The sequence below is a fragment of the Thermocrispum agreste DSM 44070 genome, from assembly GCF_000427905.1.
In the GTDB taxonomy this organism is placed as follows: Bacteria; Actinomycetota; Actinomycetes; order Mycobacteriales; family Pseudonocardiaceae; genus Thermocrispum; species Thermocrispum agreste.
This window is the reverse complement of the sequence record NZ_ATYX01000011.1, coordinates 30,649-55,890: the sequence shown is the minus strand read 5'-3', so window position 1 is coordinate 55,890 and position 25,242 is coordinate 30,649. Positions and strand designations below refer to the sequence as shown.

Sequence of the window (25,242 nt, the reverse complement as noted above, 5' to 3'; positions counted from 1 at the left end):
AGGAGATGAGATGGCCGGATCGACCATCGAGGTGACCGACGCGACGTTCAAGGACAAGGTCCTGGGCAGCGACAAGCCCGTGCTGGTGGACTTCTGGGCCGACTGGTGCGGTCCGTGCAAGATGATCGCTCCCGTGCTGGAGGAGATCGCCGCCGAGCACTCGGACAAGCTGACGATCGCGAAGCTGGACACCGACGCCAACCCGTCGACCGCGCGTGACTACCAGGTCATGTCGATTCCGACGCTGATCCTGTTCAAGGACGGGCAGCCGGTGAAGCAGATCGTCGGTGCGAAGCCGAAGCCGGCTCTGCTGCAGGATCTCGCCGACGTCATCGGCTGATTCACGCCTTCGTCAGCGAGCCGTCACCGGGCCCGTTACGGCCGGTGGCACCCTGCCGAGCGGACCTGCATGCAAACGGGTAGCCCCGCCGACACCGTCGACCTACTCGTACCTACGGACAGTTCACAGGGCACAATGGGATCCCCGGGACCAACCATCCCGGGGATTCCTGCGCCGGGTGATGCTGGCGGCTGAGTGAAGGACGAGACAAGTGCGAGGAGTGCATGCGAGTACTCCGCCGCGGTGATCGCGGCCCGGACGTCGCAGAGATCAGATCGCTGCTGGTCAAGCAGGGTCTGCTCGCCGACGACGGCTCGTCCAGCGACGTTTTCGACCATGCCGTTGAACACGCGGTTCGCACGTTTCAGCAGCAACGTGGACTGATCACCGATGGAGTCGTGGGTCCGGCCACGTATCGGACTCTCCGGGGAGCGAGCTTCCACCTCGGCAGCCGGCCGCTGGCGTACTTGATGTCCGCCCCCGTACACGGCGATGACGTGTTCGCGTTGCAGGAGCGCCTGACCGAGCTGGGTTACGACAGCGGCCGCCCGGACGGCATCTTCGGCAAGGCGACCGAGCGCGCGCTGCGGAACTTCCAGCGGGACTACGGCCTGGTGCCGGACGGTATCTGCGGCGCGGCGACGGTCCGGGCGTTGAATCAGCTGTCACCGCGGGCACGTGGCGGCCGCCCGGTGCTGCTGCGGGAGCAGGAGCGGGTGCGTCAGTCGGGCCCGCGTTTGCGCGGTAAGCGCATCGTCATCGACCCGGGGCACGGCGGCGCCGACCCTGGCGTCCAGGTGGCAGGGCTGCGCGAGGCCGACATCGCGTGGGACCTGGCGCGGCGGCTCGAGGGCAGGATGAAGGCCACCGGAATGGAGGCGTTGATCTCCCGGGGCCCGCACCACAGCCCGTCGGACGCGGAGCGCGCCCAGTTCGCCAACGACGCCGGCGCGGACCTGTTCTTGTCGTTGCACTGCGACCAGAACAGCTCGCCGAAGGCTCAGGGAGTGGCGACGTTCCACTTCGGAACCGGCAACGGGACGACGTCGACCGTCGGTGAGCTTCTGGCCGGCTACATCCAGCGCGAGCTGGTGGCCCGCACGGGTTTCAAAGACTGCCGGACGCATCCGAAGACGTGGGAGATCCTGCGGCTGACCCGCTGCCCGGCGGTAAGGGTGGAGATCGGTTACCTGACCAACGAGCGCGACCGGGCGCGCCTGTCCGACCCGGCGTTCCGGGACATCGTGGCCGAGGGAATCCTGGTCGCGGTGAAGCGTCTGTACCTGCTGGGCGAGAACGACCAACCAACCGGGACGTTCACGTTCGCCGACGTCCTCGCGCATGAGCTGACAAAGCAGCAGTAGGCCGAAAAACGTCGCTGCCCACGGCACACCTGCTTTCACGGCCGTCCGGCCGCCGACGCACGGCTTCTCCGCCCTTCGCAGCCCCATCCTTCGCAGCCCCCGCCCTCCCTGGGGGGCGACCCCGTCTCGAGCCTAGAGAGGACGGAAAGAAGCGCGTCATCCACACACCTGTGGATAACTCCCAGAACTGTGGATAAATCCTGTGGATAACGTGTGGATCACTCGGAGCGCACGACCATCAACCCAGTGTGACGGACGTCTCACCGACGCACAAACCCGCTGGACTGAGCCGTGGAGATCGACACCTGCCCGAGCAACTGCTCCAACGCGGCCTCCACATCCTCTTTCCACAGCATCCCCCCACGCAGCTCCAGCCGAAGCCGCGGCCAACGCGCATGCGGCGCCACCGTCTTGAAGCCGACCCGCGACAAGAACTCCGCCGGCACGACGCAGTGATGCTCACCCTCGTCACGCTCGTCCGGCCGCGCGTCCCCGAAAGCTTCGATGGCACGCACGCCACGCCGCGTGAGGTCCTTCGCCACTTCCTGGACCAGCACACGGCCGATCCCGCCACCCCGGAACTCCGGTTGCACGTGAAACGCGGTCAACAACACCGCATCCGGGCTCGCCGGAGAAGTCGGGAACGCACCCGCGCGCGGCACGACCGTCGGCGGCGCGTACAGGACGAACCCGACCGGCAATTTGTTGCTGTACAGCAACCGCCCACACGACCCCCACTCCAGCAGCACGCTGGACACCCACGCTTCCTTCTCCAGCTCGGTTTCGCCGAACTGCTCGACCTCACTCCGCAGGTGCGGGGCGACTTCCCAGTACACGCACTTGCGGCAATGCCGCGGAAGGTCCTCCAGATTGTCCAGCGTGACGCCCACGACCTGCCGCGACACGTAACCTCCCAAAGCGGTGTGCGCCCCCCCCCAGAAGCAAACGGGCCGACTCGAGGCAGATCGCTCGAATGGCCCACGACGATCGTGATCGAGGATAGGCGGCCCACGACGAGCCTGACTACCCCGGGGTAGCCCGGGCGACATTCTGTGACATCCGACCCGAGCCTGACGACCCACCCGACATCGGCGTTTACACTCGACAGACCATGGTGCTGCAACCCTCCGCGGCCGGCGACCCAGCCCGCCACAACCTGGACCCCCACCTCGCGCGCTATGCCGCGCGCACCGAGGGGATGACCGCGTCGGAAATCCGCGCGCTGTTCGCGGTGGCGAGCAGGCCGGAAGTCGTCTCACTCGCCGGGGGCATGCCGAATCTCGCCGCGCTTCCACTCGAATCCCTGGCCAGCCAGGTGCAAGACATCATCGCCCAGGACGGCCTGGTGGCCCTGCAATACGGGTCGGCGCACGGCGTACCGAAGCTCCGGGAACAAATCTGCGAGGTCATGGCCTTGGAAGGCATCAAGGCCCACCCGGACGACGTCGTGGTGACCGTCGGCTCACAAATGGGCCTGGACATGATCACGCGGCTGTTCTGCGACCCGGGCGACACCGTCATCGCCGAGGGCCCGTCGTATGTGGGAGCACTCGGCTCGTTCGCCGCGTACCAGGCCCGGGTCGTGCACGTCGCCATGGACGACGACGGTCTGGTACCCGAGCTGCTGGAAGAAGCGCTCACCTCGGCCGCCGCCCAGGGCAGGCCGGCCAAGCTGCTCTACACGATCCCGAACTTCCACAACCCGGCGGGCGTGACGCTCTCGGTCGAGCGCAGGTCACGCATCGTGGAGATCTGCCGCAAGCACAACGTGCTCATCGTCGAGGACAACCCCTACGGCCTCCTCGGCTTCGACGGCCAGACCTACCCGGCGCTGCGGTCGCTCGACCCGGACAACGTGGTCTACCTCGGCTCCTTCTCCAAGACGTTCGCGTCCGGGCTGCGGGTCGGCTGGGTACTGGCCCCGCACGGCATCCGGGAAAAGCTCGTGCTGGCCGCCGAATCCGCCACGCTGTGCCCACCGACGTTGAACCAGCTCATCGTCAGCCGGTACCTGGACACCCACGACTGGAAAGGCCAGATCAAGAAGTTCCGGGAAAGCTACCGGGAACGACGCGACGCCATCCTGGCCGCCCTCGCTCAGCACATGCCGCAAGGCTGCACCTGGACCGAGCCGGAGGGCGGCTTCTACGTCTGGGTCACGGTCCCGGAAGGCATCGACACCAAAGCCATGCTGCCGCGCGCGGTCACCGCCCGCGTCGCCTACGCGTCCGGAACCGGCTTCTACGCCGACGGCTTCGGCTCCCGGCAGATGCGCCTGTCCTACTGCTACCCGACCCCCGAACGCATCAAGGAAGGGGTGCGTAGGCTGGCAGCGGTTCTCGAGTCCGAGATGGAGCTCGTGCAGACGTTCGGCACGGTCCAGCGGCGACCCGTGTCCGGACCGCAAACTCCCGGACCCGACACCGCCTGACAGCTGACATCACGCAGATCGCACCACACGGTCCACATAAGGACTGTTCGGGACGAGAGGGGTAGTGGCCTGATGGCTGACCGTGCTGTTGCCGTGCTCGCTGGCGGCCTCTCGCACGAGCGCGACGTGTCGCTGAGATCAGGACGGCGACTGTCGGCCGCGCTCAGAGCCGAAGGCATCCACGTCGAGGAATGGGACACCGACGCGGAACTCGTCTCTCGCCTCCGCGAGCAGCGCCCGGACGCCGTCGTGGTGGCCCTGCACGGCGGAGAAGGGGAGAACGGTTCGGTCCAAGCAGTGCTCGAACTGCTCGACGTGCCCTACGTGGGCACCACAGCACAGGCGTGCCGCCGCGCGTGGGACAAGCCGATCGCCAAGTCGGAACTGCGCGAGGCCGGCTTCCACACCCCGGACTGGGTGGTCCTGCCGCACAGCACGTTCCGTGAACTCGGCGCGCAGGCCGTCCTCGACGCGATCGTGGACCGGCTCGGCCTGCCCCTGATCGTCAAACCGGACCAGGGCGGATCCGCCCTCGGCGCCCAAGTCGTCCGCGACGCCGCCGAACTGCCGGCCGCCATGGTCGGCTGCTTCGCCTACGGCGACACCGTGCTGGCCGAGCGCTACATCGAGGGCACAGAGGTGGCGGTCACCGTCGTCGAACGCGACGGTGAGCCCCAAGCCCTACCGCCGGTCGAGATCGTGCCCGAATCGGGCATCTACGACTACACGGCCCGCTACACCGCGGGGCTGACCGACTTCTTCACCCCCGCACGGCTGAGCCCGGAAGCCGCGGCCGCGGTGAAAGAGCTCGCGGTCGCCGCTCATCGCCGCCTCGGATTGCGCGACGTTTCCCGCACCGACGCTGTGGTCCAACCCGACGGCACCGTCCAGTTCCTCGAAGTGAACCTGTCGCCGGGCTTGACCGAGACGTCGACCGTTCCGATGGCTGTCGAAGCGGCGGGCGGCTCGCTCGGCCAGATCTACGCCGAACTGATCGAGCGAGCCGTCGCACGTGCCTCGACCAAGGACATCACCGGCTGAGATCGTCCGTCACGTGACGAAATAGCACGCGTGTCATTTGTCGTCGAGATTCATCAGTCCGACGATCCGTTCCAGGTCGTCGATCGACCCGAACTCGACGACGATCCGGCCCTTCCGCTTGCCCAAGTCCACCTTCACCCGGGTGTCGAACTTGTCCGACATCCGCTCGGCCAGCTCCTGCAGCCCGGGGGCATGCAGCGGCTTGCGCGGTGACGACTTGCGCTTGGCCGACGGCTTCTCGCTGCGGGCCAGGGTGACCGCTTCCTCGGTCGCCCGCACCGACAGCCCCTCGGCCACGATGCGCGCCGCGAGCTCTTCCTGCTTCTCCGGATCGTCCAGCGCCAGCAGGGCACGGGCGTGACCCGCCGACAACACACCGGCGGCCACGCGCCGCTGCACCGGCAACGGCAGGCGCAGCAACCGAATGGTGTTGGTGATGACCGGACGGCTCCGGCCGAGCCGGTGAGCCAGCTCGTCGTGCGTGACGTTGAACTCCTCCAGCAGCTGCTGGTACGCCGCCGCTTCCTCCAGCGGGTTCAGCTGGACCCGGTGAATGTTCTCCAACAACGCGTCACGCAACATTGCGTCATCGGACGTCTGGCGCACGATGGCCGGGATCTTCTCCAAACCGGCCCGCTGCGCGGCTCGCAGCCGGCGCTCGCCCATCACCAGCTCGAACTTGTCGTCGTCCAGCTGGCGCACCACGATCGGCTGCATCAGGCCGAACTCGCGGATGGAGTGCTCGAGCTCGGCCAGCGCGGCCTCGTCGAACACCTGGCGCGGCTGGCGCGGGTTCGGCGTGACCGATTCGACCGGTACCTCACGATAGACCGCGCCGGCGACTTCGCCGCCGACCTCGGACGTGGCTCGCACCGCGCCGTTCGCGGCGAACCAGTCACCTTTCGCCTTGCCGCTCTCACGCACCGATTCGGCCGCACCGGTCGGGATGAGAGCCGCCAGGCCTCGTCCCAGTCCGCCCTTACGTTCCGCGCTCATCGGTTCTCCCTCGCACCCCGCTCGGCCAGCTCACGCGCCGCGTCGAGGTAGCTCATCGAGCCCCGCGACCCGGGGTCGTAAGCCAGCACCGTCTGCCCGAAGCCCGGAGCCTCCGAGACCTTCACGCTCCGCGGAATGATCGTCCGCAGCACCACCTCACCGAAGTGACTGCGCACCTCCTCGGCCACCTGGTCCGCGAGTTTGGTGCGACCGTCGTACATGGTGAGCAAGATCGTGGTCAGCGAGAGCGACGGGTTGAGGTGTGCCCGAACCAGCTCGATGTTGTTCAACAGCTGCCCAAGACCCTCCAGCGCGTAGTACTCGCACTGGATCGGGATCAGCACTTCCTGGGCCGCGACCAACGCATTGACGGTCAGCAGGCCCAACGACGGCGGACAGTCGATGAAGACGTAGTCGACGCCCAGCTCGTTCAACGCCTGCTCGGTGAGCGCCTCCTTCAGCCGCGACTCGCGCGCCACCATGCTGACCAGTTCGATCTCGGCGCCGGCAAGGTCGATGGTCGCCGGAACACACAGCAGGTTCGGAGACTGGTCGCTGGCCTTCACCGCGTCGAGCAGGGAGATCTCACCGATGAGAATCTCGTACACGGACGGCGTGCCGGATCGGTGCTCGATCCCCAGTGCGGTACTGGCGTTGCCCTGCGGGTCCAGGTCGATGACCAGAACCTTCAGCCCGTGCAGGGCGAGCGCGGCGGCGAGGTTCACCGTGCTCGTCGTCTTCCCGACCCCGCCCTTCTGATTCGCGACCGTCATGATGCGACGGCGGACGGGGCGAGGCAGCTTCTCCTTGGGGTGCAGCACCCGCGCAGCGGTGAACGCTTCTTCGGCGATCGGCGTCCACGCGGGGGAGTCACCGCTGTGGTCGGCAAACGTGCCGGTCACCGGGCGTAGCACCTCCCCGGCGCCAATGGCCCCTGTGGTCGTGGTGCTGGTGTTGACATCGGTGTCCGACGGGACCGGGACCGCGGCCGGACTGTGTACGCCGGTTTCACGTGAAACATCCCTCACTTCGTCACGGATAGGCACACCATCGCTCCCTCGACCCAGTACGTCGTCCATCGCGTCAATGGTCGCATGCGAAGCGGTCAATTTTTCAGCGCCGCTCCGGTCTGACGCACGGGTTGAGGGTCTTCCCCGGGAAACGGTGGGAATTACGACATTAATGACACCACTCGCGTCACCATGCGGTGACCCCGGGGAACCATCGCAGTGCTCGGACAGAGGGGTCGCCAACCTGAGGATTGGACCACGCATCACGGTGGCGCGAAAAAGGGAGGGCGCAATCCCGACCCGAGCCAGCGCCGAACAGCGGGCAAGCGGGTCGATCACGGGGTCAACCAGGAGGATGTCCCATGTGCCGCGTCCAGTAGGACGCCGAACCTGTCCGGGGGAGGTCCAGCGACACGCGATCAGGCACGCACAGAGACCGACCATCAAGCCGGCCACTGTTTCACGTGAAACGTGACCGCGGGCATGGCACGGATGCCTCGCGCCGGAGGACGGACGCAACCGCTTTCACGTCACCTCGGCAGCGCCGCCGATTCACCAGCCCGGCAGTGCCGCCGATTCATCGCCGACGCCGGCGCCCCTTCCTCGAGCGCACGGATCGTGGTGCAGCCTCGATCACGACGACGGTGGCAGGAACTTCGAGAACGTCCACACCACACTGGACGACATCGATGCTTTCCCCGCCCGCCTTCTCCACGATCGCCTCGTCACGCGCGATCTCCTCGGCAACGCTCGCACCCTTGACGGCGAGCAACAAGCCACCGGTGCGCAGCAACGGCAGGCACCACTGCGCCAGTCGCCCCAACGGCGCCACCGCGCGAGCCGTCACGACGTCCACCGCACCCAGTTCAGCACGAACCGCCTTGTCTTCCGCACGGCCGCGCAGCACGTCAGCGTTCTCCAGTGACAACTCGTCGAGGACTTCCTCCAGCCACTGCACACGCCGCGCCATCGACTCCAGCAAGGTGATCGAGATGTCCGGACGCGCCAGCGCGAGCGGCACACCGGGGAAGCCCCCACCGGATCCGACGTCGACGACGTGAGCGCCTTCGGGAACGAGTTCACCCACGACGGCGGAATTGAGCACGTGACGATCCCAGATGCGCTCGATCTCGCGTGGCCCGATCAACCCCCGCTCGACACCCTGCTCGGCAAGCAGGGCAACGAACCGGTTCAACCGCTCCACGCTCTCACCGAACATCTCCGCCACCACGGTCGGCGGCGCAACGAGCCCGTCGGGTTCCTTGGTCACCACAACTCCCACCATCTCGTGCGATCCGTAGCCAATGCCAGCCGATCACCCCGGGCAACCGACGCCAGTTTTACGTGAAACGAGCTCCTCGACGAGGTACCGGGTCCGGCCCGAGCGCCGGGCGACACACATCGACACCCACCCGATGATCCCCGGCGGCACACCCCGAGCACCGTTTCACGTGAAACGTCTCCCCACAGCGAAGGGGTGCGACCGCCGAAGCGATCGCACCCCTCAGCCCGTCGGCGATGTCACTTCTCGGGAATCACCACAACACGACGACGCGGCTCCTCGCCCTCGCTCTCGCTCGTCACGCCGTCCACTGCGGCAACGGCGTCGTGCACCACCTTGCGCTCGAACGGCGTCATCGGCTGCAGCTTCATCGGCTTGCCGGTCTTGGCCACCTGCTCCGCCGCGGACCGGCCGAGCTCCTGCAGCTCCCGCCGCCGGTTCGTCCGCCAGCCGGCGATGTCCAACATCAGGCGGCTGCGCACACCGGTCACCTGCTGGACCGCGAGGCGGGTCAGCTCCTGCAGCGCCTCCAGTACCTGACCACGGGGACCGACGAGCTTGTCGAGATCCTTGCCACCATCGATGCTGACGACAGCGCGCCCGGCCTCGACATCCAGATCGATGTCTCCGTCGTAGTCCAGCAGATCGAGCAGGCGCTCCAGGTAGTCACCCGCGATGTCGCCCTCGCGCACCAACAGGTCGTCGGTGTCGGACTCGTAGTCGTCGTCGATCACTTCCACGGGGTCCGTGTCGTACACCCCCGGTGGCGTCGCCCCATGCGCCCCCAAGGGGTGTTGCGCCGTCTCAGACATGATGGGTCTCCTTCTGTTGCTCGCGCGCTCACCACGCGCGGAATGCCTGGGTGCTGATCAACGCCGCTTGCGGCCGGGCTTCTTCTTCGCCGCACCGGCCCCGCTCGACGCGGTGGACGGCTTGCCGGGAGCCGTGGAGGGTTTGTTGTTCGCGCCGCCGGGCTGCCCACCCGACTTCGACTTCTGAGTGGCCGGTTTCTGAGCGGCCGGCTTCTGACCCGGCTTGGGCGCCTTGCCCGCCGACGACGCTGCGCCCTTCTTCTTGGTCTGCATCGGCCGCGCACCCGGCTTCGGAGCCAGCGCGCTGCGCTTCTCCAGCGCCGCCTTCTTCTTCTCCTCTTCCTCCCGGTCGATGCGGCGGTAGACGATCCGCTGCTGCATCAACGTCCACGCGTTGTTGGAGAGGAAGTAGATCAACAGACCGATCGGGATGAACGCACCGAACACCAGCAGGCCGATGGGGAAGACATACAGCGTCAGCTTGTTCATGACCGCTGTCTGCTGCGTGGCGTTCGCCGGGTTCTGGCGCGAGACCGAGTGACGGGCGGTCAGGTGCGTCAGCGCACTCGCCAGCACCATCAACGGAATCGCAACGGGGACTGCGGGGGAGTGGAACCCGTCGCCGCTCATCCCCATCACGCCGGTGTTGTAGATGGCCTGACCGAGGTTGGAGCCGAACAGGTCGGCCTGCATGTACTGCTGCGTGGCCTCGGGGCTGAACGTGTAGTTCCCCCAGCCCTTCTCAGCGTGCACCGCGAAGGCCCGCAGCACGTGGTTCAGACCGATGAAGACCGGGATCTGCAGCAGGATGGGCAGACAGCCACCCAGTGGGTTCACGCCGTGTTCGCGCTGCAGCTTCTGCATCGCCAGCGCCTGCCGCTGGCGATCGTTGGCGTAGCGCTTCTGGATCTTCTTGATCTCCGGCGCGAACTCCTGCATCTTCTTCATCGACCGCACCTGGCTGACGAAGGGCTTGAACAGAATCGCCCGCACGGTGAAGGTCAGGAAGACGATGCCCAGCACCCAGGAGATCGCCTGGGCCTCGCCGAAGATCGTCCCGAACACCTTGTGCCAGATCCACAGGATGAAGGTGACCGGGTAGTAGAGGAGATAGTCGAACACTGCGGTTACTCCTGGGGTGTGCTGTAGCGGCGGAGTCGCCGGCCGGGCCCGGCCGACTCTCCGTGCCTATCACTGTCAGGTCGAGGTGCCCGCCACCGGAACCGCTCAGGAACTTCGTCGATTCCGCCCGGATGCCACGGGTGGCAGCGCAACAACCGGCGCACCGTCAGGTACAAACCGGCGAACGCACCATGACGGGTGATCGCCTCCACCGCATACGTACTGCACGTGGGGTAGAAGCGGCAGCTGGGCGGCAAGAGCGGACCGATCGTCTTGCGATACAGGTGGATCGGGAGCAACAAAACGAACGCCAGCGGACCCGGACGTGGCAACGGCGACCGTTCGGTGGTCGCCACATCCGATTCCTGCATGGTCGCCGTCATCTCCGCTCGCCCTGAACCAGGCGAAGCTTGCGCAACGCGGCGTCGAAATCCGACGCCAGTTCGGCACTCGTGGCCGAGGAAGCTGGGGGCAGTGCTCGCACGACCAACGCGCAACCCGGCGGCAACGTTCCCAAGCGCGCCGCGACGACATGCCGCAGCCGGCGAACGACCCGGTGCCTGACCACCGAATTGCCGATCGCCTTGCTCACCACGAACCCCGCCCGCGGCTGCTGCTCGGGCAGGCCCGTCACGGCGTGCACCACGAGCCGCCGCCGTCCGGCCTTGGCGCCGCGGCGCAGAATCATCTGGAAGTCCGCGCTGCGGCGCACCCGCGCCGACCGGGGAAGCACGGTCGAGGCATGCCGGCGGCCGTCAGGCCGTCAGCCTCTCCCGGCCCTTGCGGCGGCGCGCGGAAATGATGGCCCGACCCGCACGCGTGCGCATCCGCAGACGGAAACCGTGCTTCCGTGCGCGCCGACGGTTGTTCGGCTGGAAGGTACGCTTACCCTTGGCCACGACAGTTTCTCCCGCATCGTCGTCGTCTGTGCTGTCTCCAACCGGCGACGCGAACCGCTTCTGTGGCGGTAACCCGGGCATGCCAACACCGCCCGATGCCGACGGGAGACTCATACGAGGGTACGGCAGGCCCTCCTCCCCTCACCCAACCGCCCCCACTTAACCGCTCCAGGTGCAACGTCGGCCAGCCGAACTGCGACACGCCGAATAGGATGAAATCCTTGCCCCTATCGGGACCTTGTGGCACTGGCTCGGCCTTGTTAGCGTGCCCCTTCTAGCGCTCAACCAGGGGGCCGCCCGCGGGCAGCGTCAGCGGGGCACGCGTCAGGCCGGGGCGGCGGCACGGCCTGACGCGGGCCGTCGTACGTTAGTGCACAGTTGTGGATAACCGTGTGGATACCCGGTCGCCGGGTGGAAGCACGGCGAAGAGCGTAGCCGACCGCAGCGTGGTCACGCGATGCGGCCGTGGCGGGGGATGGGAGCGGAACAGGTGTCGTCGGAGCACCAGGTCAACCTGGGCGTCGTGTGGGAGCAGGTCGTTCGGGAACTGTCCGCCGGGACGCTGTCCCCTCAGCAGCGCGCCTGGATGCGGGTGACCCGGCCGATCGGCCTGCTGGACGGGACCGCGTTGCTCGCCGCACCGAGCGAATTCGCCAAGGACGCCATCGAACGCGTGTTGCGCGAACCGATCACCGACGCGTTGTCCCGCCGGCTCGGCGGGCCCGTTTCGCTCGCGGTGAAAGTCGACACGATGGAAACCGGCGAGGCGGCCTCCGCCGTGCCGTCGGTGCCCGAGACGCAGCCGCCCGGCAACGGCGCATCAGCTTACCGGCCCCCGGCCCCCGAACCGATCGGGGTACCGTCGGCCGACGGGGAAGTCGGCGACGGGGACAACGCCGAAGTCGACGAAGAAGGCGAAGCGCTGGCGGCGGTGCACGACATGTGGCCGTCGTTCTCCGGCCGTCCGGTGGCCGGGCAGCCCTACACCGCCCCGGCGCAACCGGAGACGTCCAAGACGAAGCTGAACGAGAAGTACACGTTCGACACCTTCGTCATCGGGGCGTCGAACCGGTTCGCGCACGCTGCGGCGGTCGCCGTCGCCGAGGCCCCGTCCCGCGCGTACAACCCGCTGTTCATCTGGGGGGAGTCGGGGCTCGGCAAGACGCACCTGTTGCACGCGGTAGGCCACTACGCCCAGCGGTTGTTCCCCGGGATGCGGGTGCGCTACGTCTCCACCGAGGAGTTCACCAACGACTTCATCAACTCGCTGCGTGACGACCGCAAGGTCGCGTTCCAGCGGCGGTACCGCGACATCGACATCCTGCTGGTCGACGACATCCAGTTCCTGGAAGGCAAGGAAGGAACCCAGGAGGAGTTCTTCCACACCTTCAACACCCTGCACAACGCCAACAAGCAGATCGTGGTCTCCTCCGACCGGCCGCCGAAGCGGCTGGAGACGCTGGAGGACCGGTTGCGCACCCGGTTCGAGTGGGGCCTGATCACCGACATCCAGCCGCCCGAGCTGGAAACCCGGATCGCGATTCTGCGCAAGAAGGCCGCACAGGACCGGCTGGACGTCCCCGGCGAGGTGCTCGAGTTCATCGCCACCCGCATCGAGGCCAACATCCGGGAACTGGAAGGCGCGCTGATCCGGGTGACCGCGTTCGCGTCGCTGAACCAGCAGCCGGTCGACGTCAACCTGGCGGAAATCGTGCTCCGCGACCTGATCCCGGATTCCCAGGCGCCGGAGATCACCGCGGCCACGATCATGGGGGTCACCGCCGAGTACTTCGACGTCAGCATCGACGACCTGTGCGGCCCGGGAAAGACCAAGGCGCTGGCCACCGCGCGGCAGATCTCGATGTACCTGTGCCGGGAACTGACCGACATGTCGCTGCCGCGGATCGGACAGGCCTTCGGTGGCCGCGACCACACCACGGTCATGTATGCGGAGAAGAAGATCCGTAAGGAAATGGCCGAGCGTCGTCGCATCTACGACCAGGTGCAGGAGCTGACCAGCCGTATCAAGCAGCGCGCCCGCCAGTAGACGCGGGCCTCGCTTGCATCTCGGACTTCACGAGCATCGGCTGCCCCGTGTTGCGCGCCGATCAAGACGCCACGTACACGCGCCTGTATAAGTACTGTCTCCCCTATAAGCACTGTCAGTACTGTCGCCACGTTCGCGAGGTACGCGACGTCTTCCGCACAGTATCTATATACGCGCTGTACGTGACCCTTATATAGATACTGTGCGCGCCGGTCGGTTGCCGGCGTCTACACAGTTGTCAACGCGAGCCTTCGCTAGGGCGCGTACGCGATCCCGTCCGCTCGCGGAACGCGCGGACCTTCTGCCGGTTTCCGCAGCGTCGCATCGAGCACCACCGCCTATTGCCCGGACGCGACGTGTCCAAGAACAGCAACGAGCAATCCTCGCCCAGACATTCGCGAACCCGGCTCGCCCTGACGCCAATGACGTCGATGGCGTCGCGCGCAATCGCCCCCAACACTTGCTGGCCGCTCATGGGCGCCCAGCGCAGTTCGAGCGTGTGGGGATCGACCTCCAGATGCACCGCTTCACGCGCGTAATCGTTGATTGCCTCCAGCTGCTCCGGCCGCGGAGCCTCGTGTCGAGCGAGCGTGGACATCACCCGCCATGCGAGCTCCCGCAGCTCCTTGACCCGCCGCAGCTCGGACGGCCGCACGGTCACATCCCGAGGGTCGATCGCCGAGACGCGCGCCAGCCGTGACGCGGCCAGCCAGCGCACGAAGTCCGCGGGCGACCGCAGCGATTCGCCCTCGGCGAACCCAGCCGGGCCTCCGGTCAGCAACAACTCGAGACACAAGCTGCCGGGATCGAACAGCCACCGCCGGCCATCCGCTCCGGTGACCATCCTGACGCCTGGATTCATGTAACTACTATATTCGGTTTCTTACACCTCTTTAACCAGTTACGTCGGATGTCGCCGGCACACGGCTTCTGCAGCCGAGCCCTGGACGATCCGCACGGTCACCGTCGCTCGCACCCATTCCCGAGAGACCAGGGGCACACCGCTCAGCCGACAGACCGGGGCGCACTGCTCACCCGACAGACGGGGGCGTACCGCACTCCCAAGAGACCGGAGGCGCACCGCACTCCCGAGAACCGGGGCGCATCGAACCCGTGAGACCGGACGCATCAGCCGAACGAGCGGACGGTGACGAAGCCGGGTGAACGGTCGCCACCGGCCCCACCGACCGTCAGCCGTCTGGGGCAGCGCGCGTTACTCGTCGATCGCCGGCGGGCGTTATCCACCGAGCGGCCAACGACACGAGTGCCGAGACGGTGGGCGTGCGTGGACGGCACCGACCTCCGCAGACAGGCCACCCCCAGGCCCCGATGAGCCAGTGACGGCCGCCCCACCGTGATCGGACTCCTGCTGAACTTCGCCGGCACCGAACTTCCACCGAACCGAAGAACTCGTGTGGAACTTCTGCCGAAGCGAAGTGCGGCCGATGCGCCTGGCTCGATCGGCTTGATGGCATTCAGCGCGGCGAGCATGCGCACGTGGCAAGGCGGCACACGCGACGAACATCGGTGGGCTAGGGACACCAACATCCCCGGGGGCGCCCGCCACGTCCGAACGCGGATCAGCCCCGTCCCTCAGGACTCGGGTGCCGACACCGATCACATTCGCCGTCGGGACGACCGCCACGCCGAGACACTCTGGGCCACCGACTCCCGCGCATCGTCAGTCGTCGTCGACGCGAAGTGCCACCGCTGCGACTGCGCCCGATCACGACAGAGCGTCCGACAGCACCGGATCGCAATCGACGAGAGCCGACACCCCCGAAGCAGCCTCCCCGTCGAAGTGCGCCGCCGGGTCGGCGCAAGGCGACACGCCACCGGGTGGTCCTCCTCACCTCCTGGGGGGATTTCCATCGGCACCCAGGCCACGCCCGCGAACTCGGCTCATCACCACCGAACTACCCCACATCTGGGGACAACCCTGTGGATAACTGTGGAGAACCGGTGGATCGACGGTGGACAGCTGCGAACAACCCGAAGTTGTCCACGGTGGCGCCCAGTTGTCCACGGATCCATCCCCGGGACTATACACAGACCGTGACGGCCTCTCACGTGCAGTGATGGTCAGTTATCCACAGTTTCCACAGCACCTACTACTACGACGGTATTTCTCTCCGATTGGGAAAAGATCCCAAGATTGGCAGCGCTCGCGCTTTTCTGTGGACAACCTCTGAACTTTCGCCGAACTCCAGCTTGGGGGCCGAGGTGACGGGGGTGGGCGGGACGTTCTACCGTTGAAGGTCCGCGCGGAAGGTGCGCCGTTCGCAGGGGAGCCACCTGTCGTGCACGACGTCCGCTGCGCCGAGCGATCTCGGCTGTCGGGAAAGGGTGACGCATGAAGATCCGCGTCGAGCGTGACAACCTCGCCGATGCCGTTGCCTGGGTAGCCAAGAGCCTGCCCACTCGACCGTCCGTCCCGGTGCTTGGTGGTGTGCTGCTCGACGCAGGTGGCGACGACGGCGACGGAGCGTTGACCGTCTCCGGCTTCGACTACGAGGTCTCGGCGACGGTGAGCGTGTCGGCCACCATCGCCGAGGGCGGGAAAGTCCTGGTCTCCGGCCGGTTGCTGGCCGACATCACGAAAGCCCTGCCTGACCAGCCGGTGGACATCACCGTCGACGGCGCCCGGGTCGGCATCACCTGCGGCAACGCCAGGTTCAGCCTGCCCACCATGCCGGTGGAGGACTACCCGCAGCTGCCCGCCCAGCCACAGTTCGTCGGCGAGCTCGACGGGCACGCGTTCGGCGAGGCCGTGGCGCAAGTCGCGGTCGCATCCGGCAAGGACGACACGCTGCCGATGCTGACCGGCATCCGGCTGGAGATCTCCGGCGAGACGCTGACCATGGTCGCCACCGACCGGTTCCGGCTGGCGCTGAAGGAGTTCACCTGGAAGCCGGCCGACGGCGTCACCGGCGCGGCCGTGCTGGTGCCTGCGAAGAACCTGGCCGACGCGGCCCGGTCGCTCGGCGCAGCGGGTTCGACCGTGCGACTCGGGCTGTCCAGCGGCGAGGGCATGCTCGGGCTGTCCGGCCCGGACCGGCACACCACGACCCGGCTGCTGGACGCCGAGTTCCCGCCGTATCGCAAGCTGCTGCCTTCGCAGTACACCTCGCGTGCCGTGCTGGACGTGCCCGCGGTCACCGAGGCGATCCGGCGCGTGTCACTGGTCGCCGAGCGCGGCACCCAGGTGCGGCTGGAGTTCACCGAGGGGTCGTTGCGACTCGCCGCGGGCGGGGACGACGAGGGCTCGGCCGAGGAAGAGCTGCCGGTGACCTACGAAGGCGAGCCGGTGGTGATCGCGTTCAACCCGAACTACCTGCTCGACGGCCTGACCGCGCTGCCGACCGACCAGGCCGAGCTCACCTTCACCACGCCGAACCGTCCGGCGTTGATCAAGCCGCTGGACGACGAGGGCAAAGTCGCCGCCGGGTACTTGTACCTGCTGATGCCGGTTCGCCTGCCGGGCTGACCGGCGTCCGCCACCGCCGGGCTAGGGTCGGGGCTGACCGGCCACGAACGGAGGTTCACATGGTGCAGCTGGGCATGATCGGCCTCGGCAAGATGGGTTCCGGGATGCGTGCGCGGCTGGAAGCCGCCGGGCATCAGGTCATCGGCTACGACCGCGATCAGTCGGTGTCGGACACCTCGTCGCTGGCGGACCTGGTGGCGTCGCTGGACCGGCCGCGGTTCGTGTGGGTGATGGTTCCCGCCGGGGACGCCACCCGCCAGACGATCGCCGAGCTGGCTGATCTGCTGGACGAGGGCGACCTGGTCATCGAGGGCGGCAACTCCCGGTTCACCGACGATGCGGCGCACGCCGAGAAGCTGGCCGCAGGAGGCGTCGGCTACATCGACGCGGGCGTCTCCGGGGGCATCTGGGGTGAGAAGAACGGCTACGCCCTGATGGTCGGCGGCCTGCCCGAGGACGTCGAGCGCGCGATGCCGATCTTCGACGCGCTGCGCCCGGAGGGGCCGCGCGAGGAAGGGTTCGTGCACGCCGGCGGCGTCGGCGCGGGCCACTTCGCCAAGATGGTGCACAACGGCATCGAGTACGGCCTGATGCAGGCCTACGCCGAGGGCTACGAACTGCTGCGCGCGGCCGACCTGGTCACCGACGTGCCGGGGGTGCTCAAGGCGTGGAAACGCGGCACGGTGGTGCGATCGTGGCTGCTCGACCTGCTGGTCAGGGCGCTGGAGGAGGACCCGGAGCTGGCGCAGCTGAAGGGGTACGTCAACGACTCCGGCGAAGGTCGCTGGACGGTCGAGGAGGCGATCAACCACGCGGTGCCCGCACCGGTGATCTCGGCCGCGCTGTTCGCCCGGTTCGCCTCGCGGCAGGACGATTCGCCCGCCATGAAGGCGGTCGCGGCGTTGCGCAACCAGTTCGGCGGGCACGCCGTCAGCAAAGCGGGGGAGTGACGCCGGGCGCGGGGCACGGAGCCTGCTGAGCCGATGTATCTCAGACACCTGCAGGTCGAGGACTTTCGGTCGTGGAAGCACGCCGACCTGGCGCTCACCCCGGGTGCCACGGTGCTGGTCGGCCGCAACGGGCGCGGCAAGACCAACCTGCTGGAGGCGGTCGGCTATTTGGCCACCCTCGGATCGCATCGGGTGGCCACCGACGCTCCACTGATCAGGCAGGGGTGCGACCGGGCGATCGTGCGGGCCGCGGTGGTCAACGGCGACCGTGAGCTGACCGTCGAACTGGAGATCAACGCAGGCCGGGCCAATCGGGCACGGGTCAACCGCGGCCAGCCCGGCCCGCCGCGGTCGGTGCTGGGAATCTTGCGCACGGTGCTGTTCGCGCCGGAGGACCTGGCGCTGGTCAAGGGTGACCCGGCCGAGCGGCGCCGGTTCCTCGACGAGCTGCTGGTGCAGCGTGCCCCGCGGTTCGCCGGCGTGCGAGCCGACTACGACAAGGCCTTGCGGCAGCGCAACGCCCTGTTGAAGACCGCGGGTAAGCGCGGCAGGAGCGGACGCGAAGACCCGTACGCGCTCAGCACGCTGGATGTGTGGGACGCGCAGCTGGCGGATGCGGGAGCCCGTCTTCTGGCCGGCCGGCTGGATCTGATCGCTGCGCTCACCCCGCACGCCGTCGCCGCGTACTCCGCGGTGGCGGGATCTGCGGCGGTGGGCCGGGAAGCGTCACTCGTCTACCGATCGAGCCTCGGTGACGCGCTGCCGGAAGGATTCGGCATGCCGGAAGGCCGGGAGGCCGACAACGAACCGGGAGTCGCGCAGCTGCGCGACGTCCTGCTCGATGCGCTCGGGCGGGCGCGCGACGTCGACTTGGAACGGGGCGTCAGCACCGTCGGCCCGCACCGCGACGAACTCGAGTTGCGGCTCGGTGAAGCGCCGGCGCGTGGTTATGCCAGCCATGGCGAATCGTGGTCGCTGGCGTTGGCACTCCGGCTCGGCGCCTATGAACTGTTGCGTGCGGAGGCGGGCGAACCGGTGCTGATGCTGGACGACGTCTTCGCCGAGCTCGACCGCGATCGGCGTGCCCGGCTGGCCGAGGTCGCCGCGCAGGCCGAGCAGGTGCTGATCACCGCAGCGGTCGACGAGGACGTGCCGAGCAAGCTGACGGGTACCCGATTCCGTGTCGCCGAGGGGGAGGTTTCCCGTGAAACATGAGCCGCACGACGCTCGGCCGACCGGGCTACCCGGGGTGACACCTGGGGAGAATCAGGGTCACCCGCCTGGGGATAAAACTGTGGATAGTGTGGATAACTCGAGGTCTCGCCCCGCCTCGTCGGCCAATTTCGAACGCGGAGAGCGACCTTCTCCCCCTGCCGGGGGTGAACTATCCACAGGCAACAAGCCACAGAACGCGGGTGCTTCCGGCCGGGATCTGGCGTTCGCGGCGCTGGACGCGGCGCGGCAGGCCGCGGGGCGGCGTGGTGCGCAACGGCCGGGCTGGCGGCCGCCCGGGGTCAGCCCCCGCGAGCTGCGCAGCAGGCGCCGGAGATGGTCCGGCCCGGGGCCCGACGATCGCGACCCCCAGCCGCTCGGCCGGGTGCTGGAACGGCTGACCAGGGAGCGCGGCTGGCGGTCCCGGCTGGCCAACGGCACGGTGTTCGGCGAATGGGCCAGCCTGGTCGGCGCGGAGATCGCCGAACACGCCCGGCCGGTGTCGCTGCGCAACGGCGAACTGACCGTGCAGGCGGACTCGACGGCATGGGCCACCCAGCTGCGGCTGCTGCAAGGCCAGCTCATCGGCAAGATCGCCGCGGGCGTCGGCGCCGGGGTGGTCAAGCGGATCCGGATCAACGGGCCGGTCCGGCCGGATTGGCGGCACGGCCGCAGATACATCGCCGGGCGCGGGCCCAGGGACACCTACGGCTGATCGCCGAACGTGGGCCAGGGCCCCGTACGCCGCGAGTGGAGCCAGGGGTGCGGTTCCCTCCCGTCCTGGGTCGAATTCGGCGCTCTGTGACGCCGTGAGGGGTGTCCTTGCCGCCCGTTCGCATAAGCAGGCAAGTAGACTTGCAGTAGTGCGTCGGGCGCTTGCGTGCGATGACCCGCGCCCGTGAACATTCCGCCGCGTTCACCGCTGCGGCGACGACCCAGGGAGACACCGGAGCAGGTGGCAGCCAAGAAGAACGAGTACAGCGCATCGTCCATCACCGTCCTGGAAGGCCTCGAGGCCGTCCGCAAGCGGCCCGGCATGTACATCGGCTCTACCGGTGAACGCGGCCTGCACCACTTGATTTGGGAGGTCGTCGACAACGCGGTCGACGAGGCGATGGCCGGGTACGCCACCCGGGTCGAGGTCACACTGCTGGCCGACGGTGGCGTCCGTGTGGAGGACGACGGCCGGGGTTTCCCGGTCGACGAGCACCCGACGATGAAGAAGCCGGGCGTCGAGGTCGCACTGACGGTGCTGCACGCCGGCGGCAAGTTCGACAGCAAGTCGTACGCGGTGTCCGGCGGTTTGCACGGCGTCGGCGTGTCGGTGGTGAACGCCCTGTCCAAGCGCCTGGAGGTGGAGATCCACCGCGGCGGCGTGATCTGGACACAGAAATATGTCAACTCCGAGCCCGGCCCGCTGCAGAAGGAAGGCACCACCGACCGCACCGGCACCATCCTGTCGTTCTGGCCGGACGAGACCATCTTCGAGACGACGTACTTCAACACCGAGACGGTCGCCCGCAGGCTGCAGGAGATGGCGTTCCTCAACAAGGGGCTGACCATGGTGCTGCGGGACGAGCGCAAGCAGGAGGACGCCGAGGACGCCGAAGGCGAGGAGGCCGCGCTCACCGAGCGCACCTACTACTACCCGGGCGGCCTGGTGGACTTCGTCAAGCACATCAACGCCAGCCGGGACACCGTGCACGACAAGGTCATCTCGTTCGAGGCCAAGGGCGACGGCATGCAGGTCGAGGTGGCCATGCAGTGGAACACCGGCTACACGCCGTCGGTGTACACGTTCGCCAACACGATCAACACCCACGAGGGCGGCACCCACGAGGAAGGCTTCCGCGCGGCGCTGACCAGGGTGGTCAACGCCTATGCCAGGGACAAGAAGCTGCTGAAGGACAAGGACGCCAACCTCACCGGCGACGACGTCCGGGAGGGGCTGGCGGCGATCGTGTCGGTCAAGCTGGCCGAGCCGCAGTTCGAGGGGCAGACCAAGACGAAGCTGGGCAACTCGGAGGCCAAGTCGTTCGTCCAGACCACCACCAACGAGTGGCTGGCGGACTGGTTCGAGCGCAACCCCAGCGAGGCCAAGCTGATCATCTCCAAGGCGATCTCCAGCGCCCAGGCCAGGCTGGCCGCGCGCAAGGCGCGCGAGCTGGTCCGCCGCAAGGGCGCGCTGGACATCGGCGGCCTGCCGGGCAAGCTGAAGGACTGCCGGTCCACCAACCCGGAGGAGTGCGAGCTCTACATCGTGGAGGGCGACTCGGCCGGTGGCTCGGCCAAGGAGGGGCGGGACTCCCGCTACCAGGCGATCCTGCCGATCCGCGGCAAGATCATCAACGTCGAGAAGGCCCGCATCGACAAGGTGCTGAAGAACGCCGAGGTGCAGTCGCTGATCACCGCGCTGGGCACCGGCATCCACGAAGAGTTCGACATCAGCAAGCTGCGCTATCACAAGATCGTGCTGATGGCCGACGCGGACGTCGACGGCAAGCACATCACCACGCTGCTGCTCACCTTGTTGTTCCGGTTCATGACGCCGCTGATCGAGCACGGGCACGTGTACCTGGCGCAGCCGCCGCTGTACAAGATCAAGTGGCAACGGGCCGAGCCGGAGTACGCCTACTCCGACCGGGAGCGGGACGGCCTGCTCGAGCGCGGCCTGGCGGCCGGCAAGAAGATCAACAAGGACGACGGCATCCAGCGGTACAAGGGTCTCGGCGAGATGAACGCCGACGAGCTGTGGGAAACCACCATGGACCCGGCCAACCGCATCCTGTTGCAGGTGACGCTGGACGACGCGGCCACCGCCGACGAGCTGTTCAGCGTGCTGATGGGCGACGACGTGGAGTCGCGACGCGCCTTCATCACTCGCAATGCCCGCGAAGCCGGACTGCTCGACATCTGACCCAGCCGCCTGACGTGCGCATCACTGGACACAAAGGAACGTTTTCGTGACTGAGACGCCGGAACGCAGCCGCATCGAACCTGTTGACATCCAGCAGGAGATGCAGAGCTCCTACATCAACTACGCGATGAGTGTCATCGTGTCGCGAGCTCTGCCGGATGTCCGCGACGGTCTCAAACCGGTCCACCGCCGGGTCCTGTACTCGATGTACGACAGCGGCCTGCGACCGGAGCGCAGCTACACCAAGTGCTCGCGCATCGTCGGCGACGTCATGGGGAACTACCACCCGCACGGCGACTCGGCGATCTACGACACGTTGGTCCGGCTGGCGCAGCCGTGGGTGATGCGCTACCCGCTGGTCGACGGCCAGGGCAACTTCGGCTCGCCGGGCAACGATCCCGCGGCGGCCATGCGGTACACCGAGGCCAAGCTCACCCCGCTGGCCATGGAGATGCTGCGGGAGATCGAAGAGGACACCGTCGACTTCGTCGCCAACTACGACGGCAAGACGCAAGAGCCGACGGTGCTGCCGTCGCGGATCCCGAACCTGCTGGTCAACGGCGGCTCCGGGATCGCGGTGGGGATGGCGACGAACATCCCGCCGCACAATCTGCGCGAGGTGGCCGAGGCGGTCTACTGGGCGCTGGACAACTGGGACGCCTCGGACGAGGAGACCCTGGCCGCGGTGATGCAGCGGATCAAGGGCCCGGACTTCCCGACCAAGGCACTGATCCTGGGCACGTCCGGCATCGAGGAGGCCTACCGCACCGGGCGCGGGTCGATCCGGATGCGGGCCGTGGTCGAGGTGGAGGAGGACTCCAAGGGCAGGCAGGCCCTGGTGGTGTCCGAGCTGCCGTACCAGGTCAACCCGGACAACCTGATCGAGAGCATCGCGACGCTGGTGCGCGAGGGCAAGATCAGCGGCATCGCCGACATCGCCGACGAGTCCAACAAGCGCAGCGGCATGCGGATCGTGATCTCGCTGAAGCGGGACGCGGTGCCGAAGGTGGTGCTGAACAACCTCTATAAGCACACCCAGCTGCAGCACAACTTCGGCGTGAACATGCTGGCGATCGTCGACGGCGTGCCGCGCACGCTGCGGCTGGACCAGATCATCCGGCACTACGTCAAGCACCAGGTCGACGTCATCGTCCGGCGCACCCGGTACCGGTTGCGCAAGGCCGAGGAGCGGGCGCACATCCTGCGTGGCCTGGTCAAAGCGCTGGACATGCTGGACGAGGTGATCGCCTTGATCCGGCGGTCGCCGAACACCGAGGAGGCCCGCACCGGCCTGATGCAGCTGCTGGACGTGGACGAGGTGCAGGCCACCGCGATCCTGGACATGCAGCTGCGCAGGCTGTCGGCGTTGGAGCGGCAGAAGATCATCGACGAGCTGGCCGAGATCGAGCGCACCATCGCCGACCTGGAGGACATCCTGGCGCGGCCGGAGCGGCAGCGTCGGATCGTCGGCGACGAGCTGCGGGAGATCGTCGACAAGTACGGCGACGACCGCCGGTCGAAGATCATCCCGTACGACGGCGACGTGACGATGGAGGACCTGATCGCCGTCGAGGACGTCGTGGTGACCATCACCCGCACCGGGTACGCCAAGCGCACCAAGACCGACCTGTACCGGGCGCAGAAACGAGGCGGCAAGGGCGTGCAGGGGGCGGCGCTGAAGCAGGACGACATCGTCCAGCACTTCTTCGTCTGCTCCACGCACGACTGGATCCTGTTCTTCACCAACAAGGGTCGGGTGTACCGGGCCAAGGCCTACGAGCTGCCCGAGGCGAACCGCAACGCTCGCGGTCAGCACGTAGCCAACCTGCTGGCGTTCCAGCCGGACGAGGAGATCGCCCAGGTCATCGAGATCCCCAACTACGAGGTCGCGCCCTATCTGGTGCTGGCGACCAAGGGCGGGCTGGTCAAGAAGTCCCGGCTGAGCGACTTCGACTCCAACCGGTCCGGCGGCCTGATCGGCATCAACCTGCGCGACGGCGACGAGCTGGTCGGTGCCCAGCTGGCCGGCCCGGAGGATGACCTGCTGCTGGTGTCGGCGAACGGGCAGTCCATCCGGTTCCACGCCAACGACGAGGTGCTGCGCCCGATGGGCCGGGCCACCTCCGGTGTGCTGGGCATGCGGTTCAACGAGGGCGACGAGCTGCTCGCGATGGCCGTGGTCCGGCCGGGCACGTATCTGCTGGTGGCCACCTCCGGCGGGTACGCCAAGCGCACCCCGATCGAGGACTATCCGGTGCAGGGTCGCGGCGGCAAGGGCGTGTTGACCATTCAGCACGACGACCGTCGCGGGAAGCTGGTGGCAGCACTTATCGTGGACGTCGAGGACGAGTTGTTCGCCATCACGTCCAGTGGTGGTGTCATCCGCACCGCCGCCAAGCAGGTCCGCAAGGCGGGCAGGCAGACCAAGGGCGTGCGGTTGATGAACCTCGACCAGGGAACGACACTGCTGGCAGTGGCGCGCAATGCCGACGAGCCCAACGGCAACGGGCAGGGCGAGACCGCTGACGCGACGAAAGCGACCGACGGAGAAGCATGACTGGCCCGGACAAACCCAGCGGAGGAACCCCCACCCACCAATCGGAGGCCTACCCAGGCGGTGAGGGAGCTGCGGGCGGGGAAGCCGGCTCTCCGCCGTGGCAGCGGGTGACCCAGGAGGGTGGATCCGACGGATTCGGCGGCGGTGAGCTGTCGCCGCACACCGGGAACATCCCCAGGGTCGACGGGGCCGCGGGGCAGGGCGGCGCTCCGAACGGCCTTTCCAACGCCGAGCAGCGCACCGACTACCTCCCGCAGCCGGAGCGGGACAAGCCGCCGCGGGACGTCGAGGGGGTCACGTTGAGCACTCGAGGCCGGGCGTCGTCCTCGTCCGCGCCGTCGGCGCTGCGCCGGCCGGGTCGGGGCCCGCGGCGGGCCAGCCTGATGGTCAAGCGCATCGACCCGTGGTCGGTGCTGAAGCTGAGCCTGGTGCTCGGCGTGGCGATGTTCTTGGTGTGGATGGTCGCCGTCGGCCTGCTCTACATCGTGCTGGACGGCATGGGGGTGTGGGACAAGCTGAACGGCACCTACACCTCGCTGGTGTCCGGCGCGAACGCGGACGCCGTGGCGGAACCGCTGATCAGCGCGGGCCGGGTGTTCGGCGTGGCGGCCATCATCGGCATGGTGAACATCGTGCTGCTGTCGGCGCTGGCGACGGTCTCGGCGTTCATCTACAACGTCTCGGCCGATCTGGCCGGCGGGCTGGAGATCACGCTGTCCGAACGGGATTAGGCCGGCGGTGCGGAGCGGGCCCCCGGGCGCAAGGGCCGTCCACC

The 25,242-nt window shown here is 67.7% G+C and carries 22 protein-coding genes; 12 read left to right on the top strand and 10 right to left on the bottom strand.

The genetic code is table 11. The features are described 5' to 3' along the window. The first annotated feature begins 10 nt into the window (after positions 1-10). Together trxA and YWY_RS0109505 are read left to right on the top strand one after the other, a co-directional pair. Entirely contained in the window at positions 11-340 is a 330-nt protein-coding gene (gene trxA / locus YWY_RS0109510; protein ID WP_028847432.1) for a thioredoxin, read from the top strand. 224 nt (positions 341-564) lie between these two features. Further along, positions 565-1,704, top strand: a complete 1,140-nt coding sequence (locus YWY_RS0109505) for an N-acetylmuramoyl-L-alanine amidase (protein WP_028847431.1) — start codon at positions 565-567, stop codon at positions 1,702-1,704. Positions 1,705-1,964: 260 nt separating this feature from the next. On the opposite strand, the gene YWY_RS0109500 is transcribed toward YWY_RS0109505, so the two are convergent. Further along, positions 1,965-2,609 carry a GNAT family N-acetyltransferase gene (locus YWY_RS0109500; RefSeq protein ID WP_028847430.1) on the bottom strand — a complete coding sequence of 215 codons (645 nt, stop codon included), beginning with the start codon at positions 2,607-2,609 and terminating at the stop codon, positions 1,965-1,967. A gap of 206 nt (positions 2,610-2,815) precedes the next feature. Here YWY_RS0109500 and YWY_RS0109495 point away from each other — a divergent pair, with 206 nt between their 5' ends. Both YWY_RS0109495 and YWY_RS0109490 read left to right on the top strand, forming a co-directional pair. Then, positions 2,816-4,135, top strand: coding sequence for an aminotransferase-like domain-containing protein (locus YWY_RS0109495; protein ID WP_028847429.1), 1,320 nt, complete (start codon positions 2,816-2,818; stop codon positions 4,133-4,135). Between the two features lie 72 nt (positions 4,136-4,207). Further along, positions 4,208-5,176: a D-alanine--D-alanine ligase family protein gene (locus tag YWY_RS0109490; protein WP_028847428.1), complete on the top strand. Its 969-nt coding sequence runs from the start codon at positions 4,208-4,210 to the stop codon at positions 5,174-5,176. A 33-nt stretch (positions 5,177-5,209) separates the two neighbouring features. Here YWY_RS0109490 and YWY_RS0109485 read toward each other — a convergent pair whose 3' ends face one another. The 8 genes from YWY_RS0109485 to rpmH form a co-directional block, all read right to left on the bottom strand. Then, positions 5,210-6,172 carry a ParB/RepB/Spo0J family partition protein gene (locus YWY_RS0109485; RefSeq protein ID WP_028847427.1) on the bottom strand — a complete coding sequence of 321 codons (963 nt, stop codon included), beginning with the start codon at positions 6,170-6,172 and terminating at the stop codon, positions 5,210-5,212. Continuing rightward, positions 6,169-7,251 (bottom strand): ParA family protein, encoded by a 1,083-nt coding sequence (locus YWY_RS21135; RefSeq protein ID WP_425426124.1) that lies wholly within the window; start codon positions 7,249-7,251, stop codon positions 6,169-6,171. The genes YWY_RS0109485 and YWY_RS21135 overlap by 4 nt, the downstream gene beginning before the upstream one ends. A 508-nt stretch (positions 7,252-7,759) precedes the next feature. After that, a complete protein-coding gene (rsmG, locus tag YWY_RS0109475) occupies positions 7,760-8,401 on the bottom strand; it encodes a 16S rRNA (guanine(527)-N(7))-methyltransferase RsmG (RefSeq protein WP_245566628.1) in 642 nt (213 codons plus the stop codon). Positions 8,402-8,703: 302 nt separating this feature from the next. After that, on the bottom strand, positions 8,704-9,276 hold the full coding sequence (locus YWY_RS0109470; protein ID WP_028847425.1) for a Jag family protein: 573 nt from the start codon (positions 9,274-9,276) through the stop codon (positions 8,704-8,706). A gap of 57 nt (positions 9,277-9,333) precedes the next feature. Further along, a complete protein-coding gene (yidC, locus tag YWY_RS21130) occupies positions 9,334-10,398 on the bottom strand; it encodes a membrane protein insertase YidC (protein ID WP_038044906.1) in 1,065 nt (354 codons plus the stop codon). 5 nt (positions 10,399-10,403) lie between these two features. Continuing rightward, positions 10,404-10,769 (bottom strand): membrane protein insertion efficiency factor YidD, encoded by a 366-nt coding sequence (gene yidD / locus YWY_RS23680; RefSeq protein WP_084609152.1) that lies wholly within the window; start codon positions 10,767-10,769, stop codon positions 10,404-10,406. Positions 10,770-10,777: 8 nt separating this feature from the next. Next, positions 10,778-11,131 (bottom strand): ribonuclease P protein component, encoded by a 354-nt coding sequence (gene rnpA / locus YWY_RS0109460; RefSeq protein ID WP_028847424.1) that lies wholly within the window; start codon positions 11,129-11,131, stop codon positions 10,778-10,780. A 22-nt stretch (positions 11,132-11,153) separates the two neighbouring features. After that, positions 11,154-11,297 carry a 50S ribosomal protein L34 gene (rpmH, locus tag YWY_RS23675; RefSeq protein WP_084609144.1) on the bottom strand — a complete coding sequence of 48 codons (144 nt, stop codon included), beginning with the start codon at positions 11,295-11,297 and terminating at the stop codon, positions 11,154-11,156. A gap of 490 nt (positions 11,298-11,787) precedes the next feature. Here rpmH and dnaA point away from each other — a divergent pair, with 490 nt between their 5' ends. Further along, positions 11,788-13,344 (top strand): chromosomal replication initiator protein DnaA, encoded by a 1,557-nt coding sequence (dnaA, locus tag YWY_RS0109455; RefSeq protein ID WP_245566616.1) that lies wholly within the window; start codon positions 11,788-11,790, stop codon positions 13,342-13,344. A gap of 238 nt (positions 13,345-13,582) precedes the next feature. On the opposite strand, the gene YWY_RS0109450 is transcribed toward dnaA, so the two are convergent. Further along, positions 13,583-14,206 (bottom strand): CGNR zinc finger domain-containing protein, encoded by a 624-nt coding sequence (locus YWY_RS0109450; RefSeq protein ID WP_028847422.1) that lies wholly within the window; start codon positions 14,204-14,206, stop codon positions 13,583-13,585. Positions 14,207-15,697: 1,491 nt separating this feature from the next. Here YWY_RS0109450 and dnaN point away from each other — a divergent pair. The 7 genes from dnaN (at position 15,698) to YWY_RS0109415 (ending at position 25,198) form a co-directional block, all read left to right on the top strand. After that, positions 15,698-16,831, top strand: coding sequence for a DNA polymerase III subunit beta (gene dnaN / locus YWY_RS0109445; protein ID WP_028847421.1), 1,134 nt, complete (start codon positions 15,698-15,700; stop codon positions 16,829-16,831). After that, the gene (gene gnd, locus YWY_RS0109440) at positions 16,828-17,781 is read left to right on the top strand and encodes a phosphogluconate dehydrogenase (NAD(+)-dependent, decarboxylating) (protein WP_281168981.1); all 954 of its coding nucleotides are present in this window, start codon (positions 16,828-16,830) and stop codon (positions 17,779-17,781) included. Before dnaN ends, gnd begins: the two co-directional genes overlap by 4 nt. A 33-nt stretch (positions 17,782-17,814) precedes the next feature. Beyond that, a complete protein-coding gene (gene recF, locus YWY_RS0109435) occupies positions 17,815-18,996 on the top strand; it encodes a DNA replication/repair protein RecF (RefSeq protein ID WP_028847419.1) in 1,182 nt (393 codons plus the stop codon). Positions 18,997-19,084: 88 nt separating this feature from the next. Beyond that, entirely contained in the window at positions 19,085-19,708 is a 624-nt protein-coding gene (locus tag YWY_RS0109430; RefSeq protein WP_084609143.1) for a DciA family protein, read from the top strand. A gap of 240 nt (positions 19,709-19,948) precedes the next feature. Beyond that, entirely contained in the window at positions 19,949-21,910 is a 1,962-nt protein-coding gene (gene gyrB / locus YWY_RS0109425; protein ID WP_028847417.1) for a DNA topoisomerase (ATP-hydrolyzing) subunit B, read from the top strand. Between the two features lie 46 nt (positions 21,911-21,956). Further along, entirely contained in the window at positions 21,957-24,467 is a 2,511-nt protein-coding gene (gene gyrA / locus YWY_RS0109420; protein ID WP_028847416.1) for a DNA gyrase subunit A, read from the top strand. Continuing rightward, a complete protein-coding gene (locus YWY_RS0109415) occupies positions 24,464-25,198 on the top strand; it encodes a DUF3566 domain-containing protein (RefSeq protein WP_028847415.1) in 735 nt (244 codons plus the stop codon). Before gyrA ends, YWY_RS0109415 begins: the two co-directional genes overlap by 4 nt. Positions 25,199-25,242 lie beyond the last annotated feature (44 nt).